We start from the raw sequence: 14,770 nt of genomic DNA on the forward strand, positions 1-14,770 counted from the left end.
TGTAGTAACTACCTACACAGGGACCTACACATTCCGTCCGAAAGAGGCCAGAATCCGCTCGTATATTTCCCTGTCATTTCCTCTTGCCTTTCTCGCGAGCCTCTCAACTATGAGCTCTGGCGTGCTCCTGCCGAGCTTTCCGAAGACTGGCTGTCTGTCAACGATTAAATTAAGGTTCTCGTCGAGGCCCTTCGCCTCTATGCCGTCAACCCTCGCGAAGGGGAGCTCCTTCTTGAGGTCCTCGCCGAGGTGAGAAACGATAACGACCCTAAAGCCCCTCTCGTGGGCCACCTTGAGGAGCTCGCCAATTATCTTCACAGCGGCACCGGGCTCGGTTATGGCCTCGAACTCGTCTATCAGGATTAGCTTTCTTCCAACACCCCTTAAGGCCCTCACGAAGGACTTAAGGGCGGTCTCAAAGGCTCCCGCCCCGTAAACGCTCCTCTTCCGCCGGAAGAAGAACAGCTCGTCGAGGGGCTCGAGCCAGGCCCTCTCAGCGGGAACAGGAAAGCCCATGTGGAAGAGTATCTCAACCTGCGTTATCAGCTCGAGCAAACTCGTCTTTCCACCGCTGTTCGCGCCGGTGAGGATTACAACGTCTTCATCACGAATTCTCTCCGCTCCCGGAGCATCGAACTCCTCGGGCTTCCTCCCGACGACGTAGCTCACCGGCTGTGGGTTCTCGATGAAGAGGTGCCTCCCGCGCAGGAACGCGATTCCACCGCTCCATATTTCCGGGAACGAAAAGCTCTCCGCAAATTCCCTCACGGCCAGGAGAAAGTCGAGCTCGTGAACCCTCTCAAGTTCCTCCTTAAGCCTGGGAATGAGCGGGCCAATCTCATCGAGGATTTTCCTCGCCTTCAGGTAGCGTTCGAGGGCCAGCTCGCGTTCGAGAAGGTTCCTGAGTTCTTCGACTCTCTCCGCAGGGACACGAATTGGATAAAGCTCCTCCCGCGAGAAGAGCTCCACTGTAACTCCGAGCCTTTCCGAGAGGTCGCGCTCGGCCTCGTTTATCAGCTCAAGGATTTCCTCCTCGACGTCGCTGAAGTGCCGGAATATGGCGTCGTAGTTCCCCTCGCGGAGCTGGGTGAGGAAGCTCAAGAGTTCTTTCCCGCTGAGGGTCAAGCTGAAGTTCTCAAGCCTCTCGCCGATTCTCTCGTTGAGCTCGCGCTCCTTCTCCGCGATCAGCTCGTCGAGGGATTCGAGAACCTTTTCGCGCTTCATTACCTCCTTGAACTCCTTCAGGGCCTCAAGTATTTTCGGAGCAACGCTCCCCTCGCCGGTCAGCTCGCCGATTCTGGTGAGGGCCTTCAGAGTTTCCCTGTTCCTCCAGAGGGGTAGAATGTAAAGCTCAGGAGCGATTTCCTGAGGTTTCAGCTCGACGTCAACCCCGTAGCCGAGGGTGCTCAGGACAATAGGATACTCGCGGGCCTCCTCGACGTCTGTTGTGACGTGGCACAGGTTCAAAGACTCAGCCTCTTCAACCTCGGACTCGTCGACGAGGAGAACCCTGTCGTTCAGGAACTCCCGCTGGAACCTTATCGGTCTGACCTTCGAGATTAGGTCCCTCATCTCGGGCTTTACCTTTGAGAGGTTCTCCCTAAGGTAGGCCTGCCGTCTCCTTATCTCGTTCGGGTCATTGGTAAGGGAAAAGCGCTCAAGATGAGCCTCACTACCCGGAAGGCTCAGCCTCCTCCGAATCTCCGACAGGATTGCCCTGTGAACTGCCCTCGCCTCGGGATTCAGCTTTGGCCTCATCCCCTGAAGCTACGCCCGGGAGTTTATAAGAATTAATGAAGGGGAGGTTAGACGTTGAAAATCCTTATGGTGTTCGTTCCCGCGGTCCTTCCTATCGGTGTTCCCTTGGTCAGCAGGACGGTGTCGCCCTCGCTCACGAGTCCGAGGCCCGTTATGAGACGGATTATCTCCCTTTCGCTCGTTTCTTCCACTTTGAACGGGTAGACTCCGTAGGAAAACATAAGGGTGTTCCTAACCCAATCATTGGTAACGAAGGCCAGAACCCACTGCTTCGGTTTGAACCTCGCTATGAGCCTCGCGGTCTGGCCGGTTCTGGTTGGCGTGAGTATGTACTTAATGTCAATCGAGTTAAGGGCCTCTATGATGCTTCTCGCTATCGCGTCCTTTATCGTTCCCTTCGTCGGCCCGCGACCTTTCCACTCGTTCATCTTCCACTCGACCGTTCTGCTCGTCCAGAGGCTGTCACGGTAGGCCTCGGTGGTCTTGGCTATCTTTGCCATCATCCTGACGGCGTCAACAGGGTACTTTCCGACCGCGGTTTCCTCGGAGAGCATAACCGCGTCGGTTCCGTCAAGGATGGCGTTGGCGACGTCGGTGACCTCAGCCCTGGTGGGGAGCTTCTCGTGCGTCATGCTTTCGAGCATCTGGGTGGCCGTCACAACGGGCTTGCCGGCGCAGTTGGCCTTCTTGATGAGCTTCTTCTGGAGTATCGGGAGCTTTTCAATGGGCATCTCGACTCCAAGGTCGCCCCTCGCTATCATCACGCCGTCGGAGGCGTTGAGAATCTCGTCGAAGTTCCTGACCGCATCGGGGCGCTCTATCTTCGCGATGAGGAACAGCCTTCCGTGGTGAGAGTCAACGAAGCGCCTGACCTTGAGGACGTCGTAGGCCGAGCCCACGAAGCTTATTCCTACGGCATCGATGCCGACCTCAAGGGAGAACTCCACGAACTCCAAGTCCTTCTCGGTCACCGCATCTATCGCCAGCCTCGCCTTCGGGACGTTTATGCCCTTGTGGGAGAACAGCGTACCTCCAACGAGAACCTTACAGATGACGTCCTGACCCCGGACTTCCTCAACGCGGAGCGCTATGAAGCCGTCGCTGAGGTAAATCACGTCGCCCTTGGAGACCATCCTCGGGAAGTCCTTGAACTCGACGGGGATTACCGCTTCGTTTCCAACGACATCCCTTGTGGTCAGCGTTATCGTCTGCCAGCGCCTCAGGTTGACGGAACCGCCCTCTATTTCCCCAACACGAATCTTGACGCCGGGAAGGTCGCCGAGTATCGCGACGGGTCTGTCAAGTTTCTCCGAAACCTTCCTGACGAGCTTTACCGCCCTCTCATGCTGTTTGAGGTCGCCGTGGGCGAAGTTGAGCCTCGCGACGCTCATGCCAGCGCGGACCATCGCAGAAACCGTTTTCTCCTTGAGCGAAGCCGGGCCGAGGGTCGCTATAATCTTCGTCTTCTGCCCCGGAAGTCTCATGCTACCACCTAAGAAGGGACTACGCGCTCCCGCTAAAAAACGTTTCCCGCGGAAGGTTTATTAATTAGGGCGCCCTAAAAGCCCCGGTGGTTTTATGGGGTTCCTTGAAGTTGAGGTTTACGACGAAGGGGGCCGGAAGGTCAGGCTTGGGGACATCGTAAAGGGCAGGTGGACGGTTCTCTACGTTTACCCAAAGGACAACACGCCGGGCTGTACGACCGAGGCAAAGGAGTTCACCGAGTTGCTTTCTGAGTTCGAGAGGCTCGGCTTCCAGGTGATTGGAGTCTCGAAGGATTCTGTTGAGAGCCACAGGCGCTTCAAGGAGAAGCACGGGTTAAGGGTAAAGCTCCTGAGCGACCCGGAGGTTCAGCTCATCAAGGCCCTCGGCGCATGGGGCAAGAAGAAACGCTACGGAAAGGAGTACGAGGGAGTCATAAGGAGCACGTTCATCATAAACCCCGATGGAGAAATCGTGTGGGAGAAGCGCAACGTCCGGGCAAAGGGGCACGCCGAAAGGGTTCTCAAGGTTGCCAGAGAGTTCAAAGGGTGAAGCTCCCAAGACTCTCCTTCAGTTTTTTCATGCAGGAGTCACAGAAGATGGCGGGTCTGGAGTCCCACTCCTCAATCGTCGCCGGCGGGTTCATAACGCACGGGTTGGAGCAGTGCTCGAGGCCGAAGGCGTGGCCGACCTCGTGAAGGATGCCCTTGAGGAGGCGTCCCTTGAAGGTCTCGAGCTCACGGGGAAGGACCCTTCTGGCGAGGTGTTTGACGTCCTCCTCGACGTTTGGACTCTCAAGGGTTCTGATGACCATTCTGAGGACGTCCGACTCAAAAGGTCTCATTGAGAGCACCATTATCCTCCTTCCGAGCCTCTCCGCCTGGAACCCCAGGAAGCTCTCGTAGAAGTCGAAGTAGCGGTTCCTCGATGCGAGAGGGAAGCTTATCAAACCGAGGATTTTGTTCATGGTTATTCCGTCGTTCTTCTCGAGCTCAACCTTGAGGCGATAGTCAAGGAAATCAACGAGGACCTCGAGGGGATATAATCTGACCCTGCCCTCGGGAGTCTCAACCGTTATTAAGTAACCGGGTTCGAGGGTCAGGCTGTCCAGATAGAGAAACCTCAGCGGGAGGTCGAGGTCTTTTAGAAGCCTGTTAGCGTCATCAACGACTTCGAACATTGTCCTTTCAAGCGTTTCGCTGAGGAAGTTGGTAACGTATGTGAAACCGATGAACTCCATGGATTCCACCGCCGCTCATGACTTAGGCGGGAGAATCTTTATAAGCGTTCTTTTAGAAGGTTGAACCAAGATGTTTTTAAGTCACCACTGGAAGTGAATGCTCGGGCGATGGCGTCCGCCCTAACGGCCCGCCGGGCCTGATGACGCCTGTTCTGCGTCCGGGGGGTGAGGGTATGGTCTCCAAGTTCGACAGGATTGCCCGTTACGTTAACGTTGATGCGGTTCTCAAATACGTGGGAGAGAGGCGCCACGAGGACGGAGGGTACTGCTTCGTGAGCCTTCTCGACGATACGAACGTAAACGACACCTACTACGCGGTCAAGATTTACGAGCTATTGGACCTGGACTTTCCAGAGCCCGAGAAGACTATAGAGTTCCTTGCAAATGCGATACAGCCCCAGACGGCCGTCGTGGCAATAGCGATGGCGCTTGAGGGGCTGGCCGTTCTCGGGGCCAAGGACGTGGCGAGGGAGAGGAGTGAGATAGTCTTCACCAAGTACAACCCGGCGGAGGGCAAGTTCGCGGTTGGACTCGGGGGGAGTGAGGAGTTTGGAACGGCAACGCCGCTCGAGGCCACTTACTGGGTCACAAAGGCCTTCGATGCCATCGGCCTCAAGTTTAACCCCGACGAGAGGGAAGCCATAAGGGAGTTCGTCATGAAGTTCCGCAACGGCAACGGCTACGGCGTCAAGCAGCCGACTACGACTATGACGTATCAGGCGATATTCAGCCTTCGCAAACTCGGCTATCATCCGCCGAAGAGTCCCCACTTCAGGAACTGCGAGCTCTGTGGTGATTGGGGAGGCTTTACCGAGGTGCCCTACAGTCTTCCGCCCTACCTAGAGCCGACGTTCTATGCCTCCAGGGGGCTGGAGATTCAGGACGAGACGCCTTCCTGTCCGAGGAGGCACGTATGGTTCATCCGCCAGCTTCAGAATCCCAACGGGGGATTCAGGAGGAGTATCGAACTCGGAATCTCGAACTTCCAGAACACCTACCGTGCGCTGGCAGTCGTAGAGTTCGCCTCACGCTTCGTTTAGTGAAGGCCTATGGACGTTATCGAGCTAGAGCTGAGGAACGCCATGAGCGAGCCGGGCTGCCCGGTGTGCAGGTTAGTTGAGAGGTTCGAGAGAACCGAGATTGAAACGATACTCTACGAGCACCCCAACGACCCCGAGGTGCGGAGGGAGTTCAGGGGGAGCGGCGGGCTCTGCACGTATCACGCGTGGAAGGTCCTCCACCTCGCCCTTTCCAACCCCCTCCTTGGTCCCCACGGGGTCTCCGTCATATACGAGGACGTTCTTAGGAGCTACCTCTCCGGAAAAGTGGGGGAAGATGAGTGCTTCCTCTGCAGACTTTCAAGAGAGAAGGAGAGAACGCTAATCGAGTCCATCGCCGACAGACTGCCGGAGCTCCTCGATGCCTATGCGGAATCCCCATCGATACTCTGCAGGAGGCACTACGAGGAAATCCTCAAACTCGTAGAAGACGAGAACCTTAAAACCCGTCTCGAAGAGGTTCAAAAGGAAAAGCTTCGGGAGCTTGACGCCCGGCTCGTGCGGCTCATCGAGAGCTTTGACTACAGGTCCGAGGAGAAACCGAGTGAGGAGGAAAAGAGGGCAGTCATTGAGGCCGTTGAATTTCTGGTCGGGAGGGAGGTAGGGCCTCATTCCCAGCGCCGGGAGAGGAGGGAGAAGCGTTGGCCGTTGAGATTGAGGTGAGCGGTGAGGAACTCGACGCAGTCAGGAGGAACAGGCGAGAGATAGAGGCGAGATTGAGGGACGTTGAGGGACTTGAAAGAACGCTGAGAGTCCTCAAGCTGAGGATTTTGCTTGAGAGACGGGAAAAACTTCGAAGAAAGCTTGAGGAGATGGAGAAACACTACGAAGAGCTCGTTGAATTCGAGAAAAAAGCCAAGGCCGACAGGGAGTACATGATGAAACTCCGTGAGGAGCTCGGGGAAGAGAACGAAAGGCTCAGGAAGATGCTGGGTGGTGGGGATGAAGATAACGGTGTGGGCAAAGGGAAGGTGGAGAAAGGTTAGCTTCACAATACCCGACGACCTGTGGCGGCAAATAGAAGAAGTGAGCAAAAAGCACGGCTTTCGAATTGAGGAAGCACTTCGGATTATCCTCCTCGATGGATACGTTGACGAGGAAGTTGATGACGAGGAGCTAAGAAAAATTGAAGAGGAAATAAACGGGCTTGAGGAGAAACTTTACGAGCTCGAAGGCCACTGGTCCCCCTTAAAGTTCAAAACGTACTACTCAGCCATGGACAATCAGAACCTGGCGATAATGCTCTCGGGGATGATAGCCGAGAACAAGAGGTTGAGGAAGATGCTCGGCATGCCGGAAAGGGACTACTCGAAGGTGGAGGAGCTGATACACTATTACATGTCATCCGCGTTCGGTGAGGGAAGTGGGAAGGGTTGAAGAACTTCTACGCGAACTTGAGAAGCTCAGGGAGGAGTACCAAAAAGCTTTAAAGGATGCCGAAATCATGCGGAGGGAGATAGCCCGGCTGAGGGCTGAAAATGAGAGACTCCTCAGGTCACCCAAAGGGGAACAACGTTGATGACGTTAGGGAGCTCTTCGAGCTCTCCCGTGAAATAGCTTCCCTGCGGTTTAAACTCACCACCGTCCTGAACGAAAACTTCTACCTGGCCATGAAGCTCTTTGCACTCTCCTCACGAAACAAACTCCTCGGTGGAAACGGGGCCAAGGAAGAGATCCTCAGGATAGCCGAGAGGTACATGCAGAGGTGATGGCATGAACGCGAAGCTAATAACCCTGGTCGCACTCGGAGGGGCGCTGGGTGCACTCACGAGGTTCTATCTATCGGGACTGCTGCCGGTCTACAGGGACTTTCCTGTGGGAACCCTACTAGTAAACAGCGTGGCCAGCTTCATCCTCGGCTACCTCTATGGGCTGCTCTTCTGGGGAATAGACGTCACGCCCGAGTGGAGGCTCTTCCTTGGGACGGGCTTCTGCGGTGCGCTGAGCACGTTTTCAACATTCTCCTACGAAACGTTCTCGCTCCTCCGCGAGAGGGAGTACCTCATAGCGGGCCTAAACGTGCTGGCAAACGTTTTTGTAACCATCGGCTTAGTCTTCCTTGGCTTCATTGTGGCAAGGAGGTGATTGCATGGTTGAGGTTGAGCACTGGAACACCCTCAGGCTGAAAATATACATCGGCGAAAACGACCGCTGGAAGGGGAAGCCCCTCTACAAAGCGATAGTTGAAAAGCTCCGCGAGATGGGCATAGCCGGGGCGACGGTTTACAGGGGCATCTACGGCTTCGGAAAGAAGAGTCACATACACTCGAGCGACGTCATGCGCCTCTCGGCGGACCTGCCCATCGTGATTGAGGTCGTGGACAGGGGGTTCAAGATAGAGAAAGCGATATGTGAAATCAAGCCGATGATTAAGGACGGCATGATAACCGTTGAGCCCACCCTCGTCGTGTGGGTCGGAACGAAGGAGGAAGTTAAGAAGTTCGAAGAGGACGCGGTTCATGAGGAATAGTACAACCAAAATCCAATAACTTAATAAAGCCTTAACTCGACTTTCTCACAAACTAACGTTACAGTAACCCCTGAGAGGGGATAGAGATGATGTCGCTTGAGTTCGAAGTTCCCGTGAAGAGGCTCAACGACGTTATGGGGGTAATCCTCAGGGAGGACGCCAAGCTCCAGTGGGTGTACTATCGTGACGATGCGAAGAGCGTCGTCGTGAGGACGACCATCTCAAAGGGAACGCTTGAAAGGTTTCTGCTCAGACTGGCGTCGGTGGTGGAGCTTCCGGTTGAGGTCACGATAGTGGAGGAGAAAACCGGGGCGAGGTTGATTCACGAGGCGTTTCTCCTAAGGGTGGACGTCTCAACGGGCTCATACCCAGTCGTCGTGCTCCTGTTCTACAACGTCAGCAAGTTCTACCCAGACACTATAATAGTTGGCACCTCCGCGGACGCCCCACAGGAGCTCATAGACACCGTGCTCAAATTAACGATTGGTAAAGTGAACCTCCTCAAAACCGAGAAGGTCAGAAGCTCAATCGTTGATGGGGGACTCTTCATCCAGCTCAGGGCGAACGTTCCGAACTCATCGGGGAAGGAGATAGCCCTCGTTTAACTCGACAACTTCTTAACCTCCCCTCCCAACTCTTCTCGGTGGTTCCGATGCTTCACCACGTTAGGCTGATTTACGCGACCAAGAGCCGGAAGCTCGTCGGCAAGAAAATCGTTCTCGCGATTCCGGGCAGTATAGCCGCTGTCGAGTGCGTCAAGCTGGCAAGGGAGCTCATAAGACACGGCGCGGAAGTGCACGCGGTGATGAGCGAGAACGCTCAAAAAATAATCCACCCCTACGCGATGGAGTTCGCCACCGGAAACCCCGTCGTGACCGAGATTACTGGCTTCATAGAGCACGTCGAGCTGGCCGGAGACCACGAGAACAAGGCCGACCTGGTTCTCGTCTGTCCCGCGACCGCGAACACCATAGGCAAGATAGCCTGTGGCATAGACGACACACCCGTCACGACCGTTGTAACCACCGCCTTCGCCCACACCCCGATTATGATAGCCCCGGCGATGCACTCCAGCATGTACGAGCACCCGATAGTCGTTGAGAACATCGAGAAGCTCAAAAAGCTGGGCGTCGAGTTTATCGGCCCCCGCTTCGAGGAGGGCAAGGCGAAGGTCGCGACGACCGACGAAATAGTTTACCGCGTCATCAGGAAGCTCCACCCCAAGAGCCTCGCGGGGAAGCGCGTTCTCGTCACGGCAGGCGCGACGAGGGAGTACATAGACCCGATTCGCTACATCACCAACGCGAGCAGCGGCAGAATGGGCGTTGCAATAGCCGAAGAGGCGGACTTCAGGGGGGCGGAGGTCACGCTCATCAGGACGAAGGGGAGCGTCCCGAGCTTCGTCGAGAACCAGATTGAGGTGGAAACTGTTGAGGAGATGCTTGAGGCTATAGAAAACGAGCTGAAGGCGAAGAAATACGACGTCGTCGTCTTAGCCGCGGCGGTCAGCGACTTTAGGGTTAAAAACCGGGCGGGCGAAAAAATCAAGAGCGGCAGGAGTTTAACCCTTGAACTCGAGCCGACGCCTAAGATAATAGACCGCGTTAAAGAGCTTCAGCCAGACGTATTCCTCGTGGGCTTCAAGGCCGAGACGGGCGAGGAAAGGCTCATCGAGGAAGCCAGAAAGCAGATTGAGCGCGCGGGGAGCGACCTCGTCGTTGCGAATACACTCAGTGCCTTCGGAAGCGAGGAGAACGAGGTCCTTCTCGTTACCCGCGATGGTGTTAAGAAGCTCCCGAGAATGGACAAGCGCGAGCTGGCAGAGAGGCTCTGGGACGAGGTTGAGCGCCTTATCTAACCCGAACCTTTTTAAGTCCTTTTTCCCATCTTTCTTGATAAAACTTCGTATGGAGGTCGTTGGTATGGTGAACCTAAACCAGGCGCTCCCCTACGTTGGGGTGACGCCGTTTCAGCTGATTTCTGCCCTCGCGATTCTCATCGTGGGTTACGTCATTGCGAGAGCCGTCGTTGGGGCCTTCAAACGGGCCCTCAGAAAGACCAAGCTCCCGCCGCTGGTCGTCGAGTTCCTCGGCAGGTTTCTGGCCATTGGCCTCTACCTGATAGTCCTCATCGTGGCCCTCGGGGCCGTTGGGGTCTCGGTGTCGCCGGTAATCCTCGGTCTGTCGGCGGTGATAGGCCTAATCCTCGGCTTCGGCCTGCAGGACACGCTTACGAACCTCGCGGCTGGTGTCTGGCTCGCCGCGCTGAGGCCCGTTGACATAGGGGAGGTAGTGGAGGTCGCTGGCAAAACTGGCAAGGTCAACAACATCGGCCTGATGGGAACCGAACTCCTGACTCCGGACAACAAGCTGATAACGATTCCCAACAAGCTCGTCTGGGGGAGCGTCATAACCAACTACACACGGATGCCCACGAGGAGGGTGGACGTTGACATAGGCGTCGCCTACGGAACCGACCTTGACAGGGCTATAAAGCTCGCGATGGACCTCATGAAGGGCCACCCGAAGGTTCTCAATGAGCCGGAACCGAGCGTCGTCATAACGGCCCTCGCGGACTCCTCTATAAACCTCCAGCTCAGAGCATGGGCGAAGACCGAGGACTACTGGGCCGTTAAGGGCGACCTCACGAGGGGAATCTACGAGCTCTACACCCGGGAGGGCATAGAGATTCCGTTCCCGCAGCTCGACGTCCACTTGAAGAACGAATGATTTTCGTATTTTTCCTCCTTTTCCCGCAGTTTGTGTGCGGGTCCCTTCTCAAACCTTTCGTTTTAAACCAAAAGGTTCATATCAAACCCGGGTTACTACCTCTGGTGAAGCCGGATGAAGAGGATAGGCCTTATAGGAGGAACAACCCCGGAGTCAACCTGCTATTATTACAGGAAGTACCTCGAGGTCAGCAGGGAGCGCTTCGAGCCCAACGTTTATCCCGAGCTGATAATCTACTCTATAAACTTCAAGGAGTTCGTGGACAACCCGAGGGGCTGGGAGGGCAGGAAGGAGATACTCATCAACGCGGCGAAGGCCCTTGAGAGAGCCGGTGCGGAGATAATAGCCCTGACGGCAAACACCCCCCACATAGTCTTTCCCGACGTCCAGAATGCGATTGACACGCCGATGGTCAGCATAATAGATGCACTCATCGAGGAGATGAGGGAGAGGGGAGTTAAGAGGGCCCTCCTCCTTGGAACGAAGACGACCATGACCGCGGACTTCTACAAGAACGCCCTCCGCGAGGCCGGCTTCGAAGTCCTGACGCCGAACGCGGAGGAAATCGAGGAGGTTGAGAGGATAATCAAGGAGGAGCTCGCCCTCGGCAACTTCGCGAGCAGGGACTGGATAATAGACCTAATCAACCGTTATATCAAAGAACAGGACATCGAAGGGGTCATCCTCGGTTGCACGGAGCTCCCGCTCATCGTCAAGGCCGGAGACGTCGATGCTGAAGTTTTTGACACCGTCGACATTCATATGCGCAAGCTCATCGACCTCGCGAGCGAGTGATTTTTAAGGCCCTCCTCTCCCCTTTTCCCCGGGTGAGAGAATGGAAATCCGTGAGTTTCAGGAGATGATTAAGGAAATCTACTTCCACAAGGACTCAAAGAGGGGCGTTGATAGGACCTTCCTCTGGTTCGTCGAGGAGGTCGGCGAGCTAAGCGAGGCGATAAGGAAGAACGACCGCGGGGCAATGGAGGAAGAATTTGCCGACGTTCTGGCGTGGCTCGCGAGTCTGGCGAACCTTCTCGGCGTTGATTTGGGGGAAGCGGCTAAGAAGAAGTACCCCGGCGTCTGCCCCTACTGCGGGAAGAAACCGTGCGAGTGCGAGGAGAAGTTCTGACTCATATGTCTTTTTTTAGGGCTGTTCCGGCTCCGAGCAGGAGGAAACCGAGGGACAGCAGAACGAGACCCTCCACTATCCCAACGCGCCCGTAGAGCCAGCCGGCCAAGGCGTTTAGACCTCCGTTCAGCGTTGCAGTGAACAGGGAGTAGAACGAACCTATGGTGGCCCTCTTCTCGTCCGGAATTGCCCTCTGAAAGCGTCTCTGCCACTCTTTGAACGCCTGGGCAAAGAAGAGACTCCCAAGAACCAGCGTGAGGAAGCCGAGGTAGCCGTTCAGCCCCGCGAGGAGGGTTAAAGATGGAATCAACACGGGGGACCACCGGCAGATGACGGCCCTGCCCTTTTCTCCAAAGTCAACGTACCACGAGATTCCGCTTATCAGGGTGTAGCCTGCGGAAATCCACGAGATAGCCATGACGGAAGCGATGACGCCGTAGAAGTAAAGTTGCATGAAGGACGTAAATGCAGTAAGAGGGAGCCCGATGAGGTTCGCGTAGAGGAAGAGCCAGAGGACTTCGGGGGAGTTTCTGACGAAGCAGAGGCTTTCGAGCAGGTGCCTACCGTAGGAAGTTCCGCTTCTCGCGGTGTCCGCCGGAACCGTGGCGAGGATTAGCGCCGAGAGGAGCGCGAAGGGGGCGCTTAGGAGAACGGCGGAGCGCATGCCGAGGGAGTGCGCGATGAAACCTCCGCCAACGGCCCCGACGAAGCCTCCGACCATCTCGAACGACCTCAACCTTCCATAAACCTTCGGGTACTCGCCCTCCCTTCCGTCTCTGGAAAGGAGTTCGTAGAGCCAGCCGGTTTCCGCGCCGGTTAGGAACGCGACCGCGAGCGAATTGAGGAGGGTTGCGATGAGAACGCCTGTAAAGGAGTGCGCGAGGTAGAGGAGGAGTGTCCCGGGAACCAGCAGAAGTTTAGAGAGCAGGACGCTCGCCTTCTTCGAGATTTTGTCTGCCACGATTCCTGTCGGAACCTCAAGCAGGGCAACGAGAACGAGCGAGAGGCCAATGAGGAAGCCAATCTGACCGTCGGTGAGGTCGATGCTCCGAAGGTAGATTAGGTAGAAGCCCGAGTAGAACGTCATATGAAGGAGGCTTGATAGGTAGAACCGCCCCACGTAGTCCATGGTTAAAGGTGCGGGTTTTTTCATTAAACGTTTTCGTTGCTTTATTCGTAAACGTTCTCCCGCTTTCCAGGCACCTCAAAGACCGAGCTCCTTCTTAGCCTCTTCCCAGGGAATCCCGTTTTCAAGGGTCTCTTTGGAGGGTTTCTCAAGTTCTCTGAGTTCCTCCTCGCTAACTTCCTCCGCTTCAAGCTTTTTCGTTTTCAGATGTATCCCTCTGCCCATTTCCACCCCTAATCTTCCCCTGTCATGGGAGACTTAAACTTTCCCTTCATTTCGACCACTATCTGAACGAAAAGACTTTTATACTCCCCCGTGAACTATTCTATGCAGTAATCCGAGGTGATGTGCATGGAGCTTTTGGAGTTCGCGGTCGAGAAGGCCCTTGAGCTTGGCGCTTCCTACGCCGAGGCCCGCTACGAGGAGAAGAGCGGGACTCATCTGGCCATGAAGAACGGTTCTCCCGAGGGAATGGGCATCGAGGCCGACAGGGGAATAGGGATAAGGGTTCTCGCCAACGGCGGAATGGGGTTCGCGAGCACGAACGTTCTAACTAAGGAAAGCGTCGCCGAGGCCGTTAAGAGGGCCGTCAAGCTGGCGAAGGCGGCTTCCCAGGTCAGAAACGAGCCGGTTGAGTTCAGCGATGAGGACTTCCACCGCGTTTCCTACAAGGTCAAGATGAAGAAGGACTTCAGGGACATTTCCCCGGAGGAGAAGCTCGAAATCCTGAGGAAAATTGAGGAGGAGGTTAAAGCCACCGGCGTCAACGTGCCGATGCGCTATTTAATGTACTCCGACCAGCTCTGGAAGAAGGTCTTCGTCAACAGCGAAGGCGCCTACGTGAAGAGCAAAATCCCGCGCGTTTCCGTTGTCTACAACCTCGTCGTCTTCGAGAACGGTCAGATGGAGCAGGCCCCCTTCGTCCAGAGGGCCTTCTCCGGCGGTTTCGAGCTCATCGAGAAGGACGAGCCATGGAACTGGGCGGTCAAGGACGTCAAAGCCCTGAAGAGGCTCATCACGGAGGGCAAGAAGCCACCGGAAGGAAGGGTTGACCTCGTCATAAGCCCAGAGGTCGCTGGCATAGCGGTTCATGAGAGCGTCGGGCATCCCTACGAGTCTGACAGGATTTTCGGCAGGGAAGCCGCTCAAGCTGGAGAGAGCTTTGTCAAGCCAGACATGCTCGGCGAGAGAATCGGGAGCGAGGTAGTCACCGTCATAGACGACCCGACGATTCCGAACAGCTGGGGCTTCTATCTCTACGACGACGAGGGCGTAAAGGCGAGACCGCGCTACCTGATTAGGAACGGAATCATAACCGAGTTCCTAACCAACAGGGAGTACGCGGCAAAGCTCGGCCAGCGCTCGAACGCGGCCGCGAGGGCAATAAACTACAACCGCGAGCCGATAGTGAGAATGGCCAATACCTACCTCGCGCCCGGTGACCACTCCTTTGAGGACCTGATTGAGGACATAAAGCTCGGCGTCTACATGGTGTCCTTCAACGAGTGGAACATAGACGACAGACGCTACCAGCAGAGGTACATCGGCAGGGAAGCCTATCTCATCGAGAACGGCGAGATAAAGCACCCCGTCAGGAGGCCAATCCTTGAGATAACCACGAGAGCTTTGTGGAGCAGTGTTGACGCCGTTGGTAAAGACGTCGAGTTCTACCCCGGAACCTGTGGCAAGGGCGAGCCTGGACAGGGTGTCCCCGTCTGGATGGGTGGAGCGCACGCGAGGCTTAGGGACATACCTCTGAGGAGGCCGTGAGGTGGTGG

At 55.8% G+C, this 14,770-nt stretch carries 20 protein-coding genes and 1 riboswitch; of the genes, 15 read left to right on the forward strand and 5 right to left on the reverse strand.

The annotated features are described in order from the left end of the window. Positions 1-24 precede the first annotated feature (24 nt). On the reverse strand, positions 25-1,758 hold the full coding sequence (locus ACYQ04_RS04300; RefSeq protein ID WP_460127616.1) for a P-loop NTPase family protein: 1,734 nt from the start codon (positions 1,756-1,758) through the stop codon (positions 25-27). Positions 1,759-1,805: 47 nt separating this feature from the next. After that, complete coding sequence (gene pyk, locus ACYQ04_RS04305; RefSeq protein WP_460127618.1) at positions 1,806-3,242, reverse strand: pyruvate kinase; 1,437 nt, start codon at positions 3,240-3,242, stop codon at positions 1,806-1,808. Between the two features lie 94 nt (positions 3,243-3,336). On the opposite strand from pyk, the gene ACYQ04_RS04310 reads away from it, so the two are divergent. Beyond that, positions 3,337-3,792, forward strand: coding sequence for a peroxiredoxin (locus ACYQ04_RS04310; RefSeq protein WP_460127620.1), 456 nt, complete (start codon positions 3,337-3,339; stop codon positions 3,790-3,792). Here the strand turns inward: ACYQ04_RS04310 and ACYQ04_RS04315 are convergent. After that, entirely contained in the window at positions 3,782-4,480 is a 699-nt protein-coding gene (locus ACYQ04_RS04315; protein WP_460127622.1) for an archaemetzincin, read from the reverse strand. The two genes, ACYQ04_RS04310 and ACYQ04_RS04315, sit on opposite strands and share 11 nt — an antisense overlap. 95 nt (positions 4,481-4,575) lie before the next feature. Further along, positions 4,576-4,637: riboswitch (Fluoride riboswitch) on the forward strand. 16 nt (positions 4,638-4,653) lie between these two features. Between ACYQ04_RS04315 and ACYQ04_RS04320 the strand changes: the two genes are divergently transcribed. From ACYQ04_RS04320 to ACYQ04_RS04380, 13 genes are all read left to right on the forward strand, one after another. Beyond that, positions 4,654-5,520, forward strand: coding sequence for a prenyltransferase/squalene oxidase repeat-containing protein (locus ACYQ04_RS04320; protein WP_460127624.1), 867 nt, complete (start codon positions 4,654-4,656; stop codon positions 5,518-5,520). Between the two features lie 9 nt (positions 5,521-5,529). Further along, on the forward strand, positions 5,530-6,201 hold the full coding sequence (locus tag ACYQ04_RS04325) for a DUF6062 family protein (protein WP_460127626.1): 672 nt from the start codon (positions 5,530-5,532) through the stop codon (positions 6,199-6,201). Then, positions 6,180-6,524 (forward strand): hypothetical protein, encoded by a 345-nt coding sequence (locus tag ACYQ04_RS04330; protein WP_460127628.1) that lies wholly within the window; start codon positions 6,180-6,182, stop codon positions 6,522-6,524. The genes ACYQ04_RS04325 and ACYQ04_RS04330 overlap by 22 nt, the downstream gene beginning before the upstream one ends. Beyond that, positions 6,481-6,915: a hypothetical protein gene (locus tag ACYQ04_RS04335; RefSeq protein ID WP_460129848.1), complete on the forward strand. Its 435-nt coding sequence runs from the start codon at positions 6,481-6,483 to the stop codon at positions 6,913-6,915. The genes ACYQ04_RS04330 and ACYQ04_RS04335 overlap by 44 nt, the downstream gene beginning before the upstream one ends. Then, on the forward strand, positions 6,902-7,057 hold the full coding sequence (locus ACYQ04_RS04340) for a hypothetical protein (RefSeq protein WP_158523825.1): 156 nt from the start codon (positions 6,902-6,904) through the stop codon (positions 7,055-7,057). The genes ACYQ04_RS04335 and ACYQ04_RS04340 overlap by 14 nt, the downstream gene beginning before the upstream one ends. Beyond that, entirely contained in the window at positions 7,017-7,247 is a 231-nt protein-coding gene (locus ACYQ04_RS04345) for a hypothetical protein (RefSeq protein ID WP_460127630.1), read from the forward strand. Before ACYQ04_RS04340 ends, ACYQ04_RS04345 begins: the two co-directional genes overlap by 41 nt. Positions 7,248-7,251: 4 nt before the next feature. Next, the gene (gene crcB, locus ACYQ04_RS04350; protein WP_460127632.1) at positions 7,252-7,623 is read left to right on the forward strand and encodes a fluoride efflux transporter CrcB; all 372 of its coding nucleotides are present in this window, start codon (positions 7,252-7,254) and stop codon (positions 7,621-7,623) included. 4 nt (positions 7,624-7,627) lie between these two features. Beyond that, positions 7,628-8,008, forward strand: coding sequence for a DUF190 domain-containing protein (locus tag ACYQ04_RS04355; RefSeq protein WP_099210940.1), 381 nt, complete (start codon positions 7,628-7,630; stop codon positions 8,006-8,008). A gap of 86 nt (positions 8,009-8,094) precedes the next feature. After that, on the forward strand, positions 8,095-8,613 hold the full coding sequence (locus ACYQ04_RS04360) for a hypothetical protein (RefSeq protein WP_460127635.1): 519 nt from the start codon (positions 8,095-8,097) through the stop codon (positions 8,611-8,613). A 47-nt stretch (positions 8,614-8,660) separates the two neighbouring features. Beyond that, positions 8,661-9,866: a bifunctional phosphopantothenoylcysteine decarboxylase/phosphopantothenate--cysteine ligase CoaBC gene (gene coaBC, locus ACYQ04_RS04365; protein ID WP_460129849.1), complete on the forward strand. Its 1,206-nt coding sequence runs from the start codon at positions 8,661-8,663 to the stop codon at positions 9,864-9,866. A gap of 64 nt (positions 9,867-9,930) precedes the next feature. Beyond that, positions 9,931-10,737, forward strand: a complete 807-nt coding sequence (locus tag ACYQ04_RS04370; RefSeq protein WP_460129851.1) for a mechanosensitive ion channel family protein — start codon at positions 9,931-9,933, stop codon at positions 10,735-10,737. 114 nt (positions 10,738-10,851) lie between these two features. Then, positions 10,852-11,532 carry an aspartate/glutamate racemase family protein gene (locus ACYQ04_RS04375; protein WP_460127637.1) on the forward strand — a complete coding sequence of 227 codons (681 nt, stop codon included), beginning with the start codon at positions 10,852-10,854 and terminating at the stop codon, positions 11,530-11,532. Between the two features lie 40 nt (positions 11,533-11,572). Continuing rightward, complete coding sequence (locus ACYQ04_RS04380) at positions 11,573-11,866, forward strand: MazG nucleotide pyrophosphohydrolase domain-containing protein (RefSeq protein ID WP_460127638.1); 294 nt, start codon at positions 11,573-11,575, stop codon at positions 11,864-11,866. Position 11,867: 1 nt separating this feature from the next. On the opposite strand, the gene ACYQ04_RS04385 is transcribed toward ACYQ04_RS04380, so the two are convergent. Then, complete coding sequence (locus ACYQ04_RS04385) at positions 11,868-12,995, reverse strand: MFS transporter (RefSeq protein WP_460127640.1); 1,128 nt, start codon at positions 12,993-12,995, stop codon at positions 11,868-11,870. 75 nt (positions 12,996-13,070) lie between these two features. Then, positions 13,071-13,217 (reverse strand): hypothetical protein, encoded by a 147-nt coding sequence (locus ACYQ04_RS04390; protein ID WP_460127642.1) that lies wholly within the window; start codon positions 13,215-13,217, stop codon positions 13,071-13,073. Positions 13,218-13,343: 126 nt separating this feature from the next. On the opposite strand from ACYQ04_RS04390, the gene ACYQ04_RS04395 reads away from it, so the two are divergent. Next, positions 13,344-14,762, forward strand: coding sequence for a TldD/PmbA family protein (locus ACYQ04_RS04395; protein ID WP_460129852.1), 1,419 nt, complete (start codon positions 13,344-13,346; stop codon positions 14,760-14,762). Positions 14,763-14,770: the final 8 nt, after the last annotated feature.

The organism is Thermococcus prieurii, from assembly GCF_054657655.1.

Coding starts and splice junctions, on each gene's coding strand:
- ACYQ04_RS04390 (WP_460127642.1), bottom strand. CDS start 13,217: ATGGGCAGAGGGATACATCTGAAAACGAAAAAGCTTGAAGCGGAGGAA.
- ACYQ04_RS04310 (WP_460127620.1), top strand. CDS start 3,337: ATGGGGTTCCTTGAAGTTGAGGTTTACGACGAAGGGGGCCGGAAGGTC.
- ACYQ04_RS04385 (WP_460127640.1), bottom strand. CDS start 12,995: ATGGACTACGTGGGGCGGTTCTACCTATCAAGCCTCCTTCATATGACG.
- ACYQ04_RS04375 (WP_460127637.1), top strand. CDS start 10,852: ATGAAGAGGATAGGCCTTATAGGAGGAACAACCCCGGAGTCAACCTGC.
- ACYQ04_RS04300 (WP_460127616.1), bottom strand. CDS start 1,758: ATGAGGCCAAAGCTGAATCCCGAGGCGAGGGCAGTTCACAGGGCAATC.
- ACYQ04_RS04320 (WP_460127624.1), top strand. CDS start 4,654: ATGGTCTCCAAGTTCGACAGGATTGCCCGTTACGTTAACGTTGATGCG.
- ACYQ04_RS04380 (WP_460127638.1), top strand. CDS start 11,573: ATGGAAATCCGTGAGTTTCAGGAGATGATTAAGGAAATCTACTTCCAC.
- ACYQ04_RS04345 (WP_460127630.1), top strand. CDS start 7,017: ATGAGAGACTCCTCAGGTCACCCAAAGGGGAACAACGTTGATGACGTT.
- ACYQ04_RS04370 (WP_460129851.1), top strand. CDS start 9,931: ATGGTGAACCTAAACCAGGCGCTCCCCTACGTTGGGGTGACGCCGTTT.
- ACYQ04_RS04335 (WP_460129848.1), top strand. CDS start 6,481: ATGAAGATAACGGTGTGGGCAAAGGGAAGGTGGAGAAAGGTTAGCTTC.
- ACYQ04_RS04325 (WP_460127626.1), top strand. CDS start 5,530: ATGGACGTTATCGAGCTAGAGCTGAGGAACGCCATGAGCGAGCCGGGC.
- crcB (WP_460127632.1), top strand. CDS start 7,252: ATGAACGCGAAGCTAATAACCCTGGTCGCACTCGGAGGGGCGCTGGGT.
- ACYQ04_RS04315 (WP_460127622.1), bottom strand. CDS start 4,480: ATGGAGTTCATCGGTTTCACATACGTTACCAACTTCCTCAGCGAAACG.
- pyk (WP_460127618.1), bottom strand. CDS start 3,242: ATGAGACTTCCGGGGCAGAAGACGAAGATTATAGCGACCCTCGGCCCG.
- coaBC (WP_460129849.1), top strand. CDS start 8,661: ATGCTTCACCACGTTAGGCTGATTTACGCGACCAAGAGCCGGAAGCTC.
- ACYQ04_RS04360 (WP_460127635.1), top strand. CDS start 8,095: ATGATGTCGCTTGAGTTCGAAGTTCCCGTGAAGAGGCTCAACGACGTT.
- ACYQ04_RS04395 (WP_460129852.1), top strand. CDS start 13,344: ATGGAGCTTTTGGAGTTCGCGGTCGAGAAGGCCCTTGAGCTTGGCGCT.
- ACYQ04_RS04355 (WP_099210940.1), top strand. CDS start 7,628: ATGGTTGAGGTTGAGCACTGGAACACCCTCAGGCTGAAAATATACATC.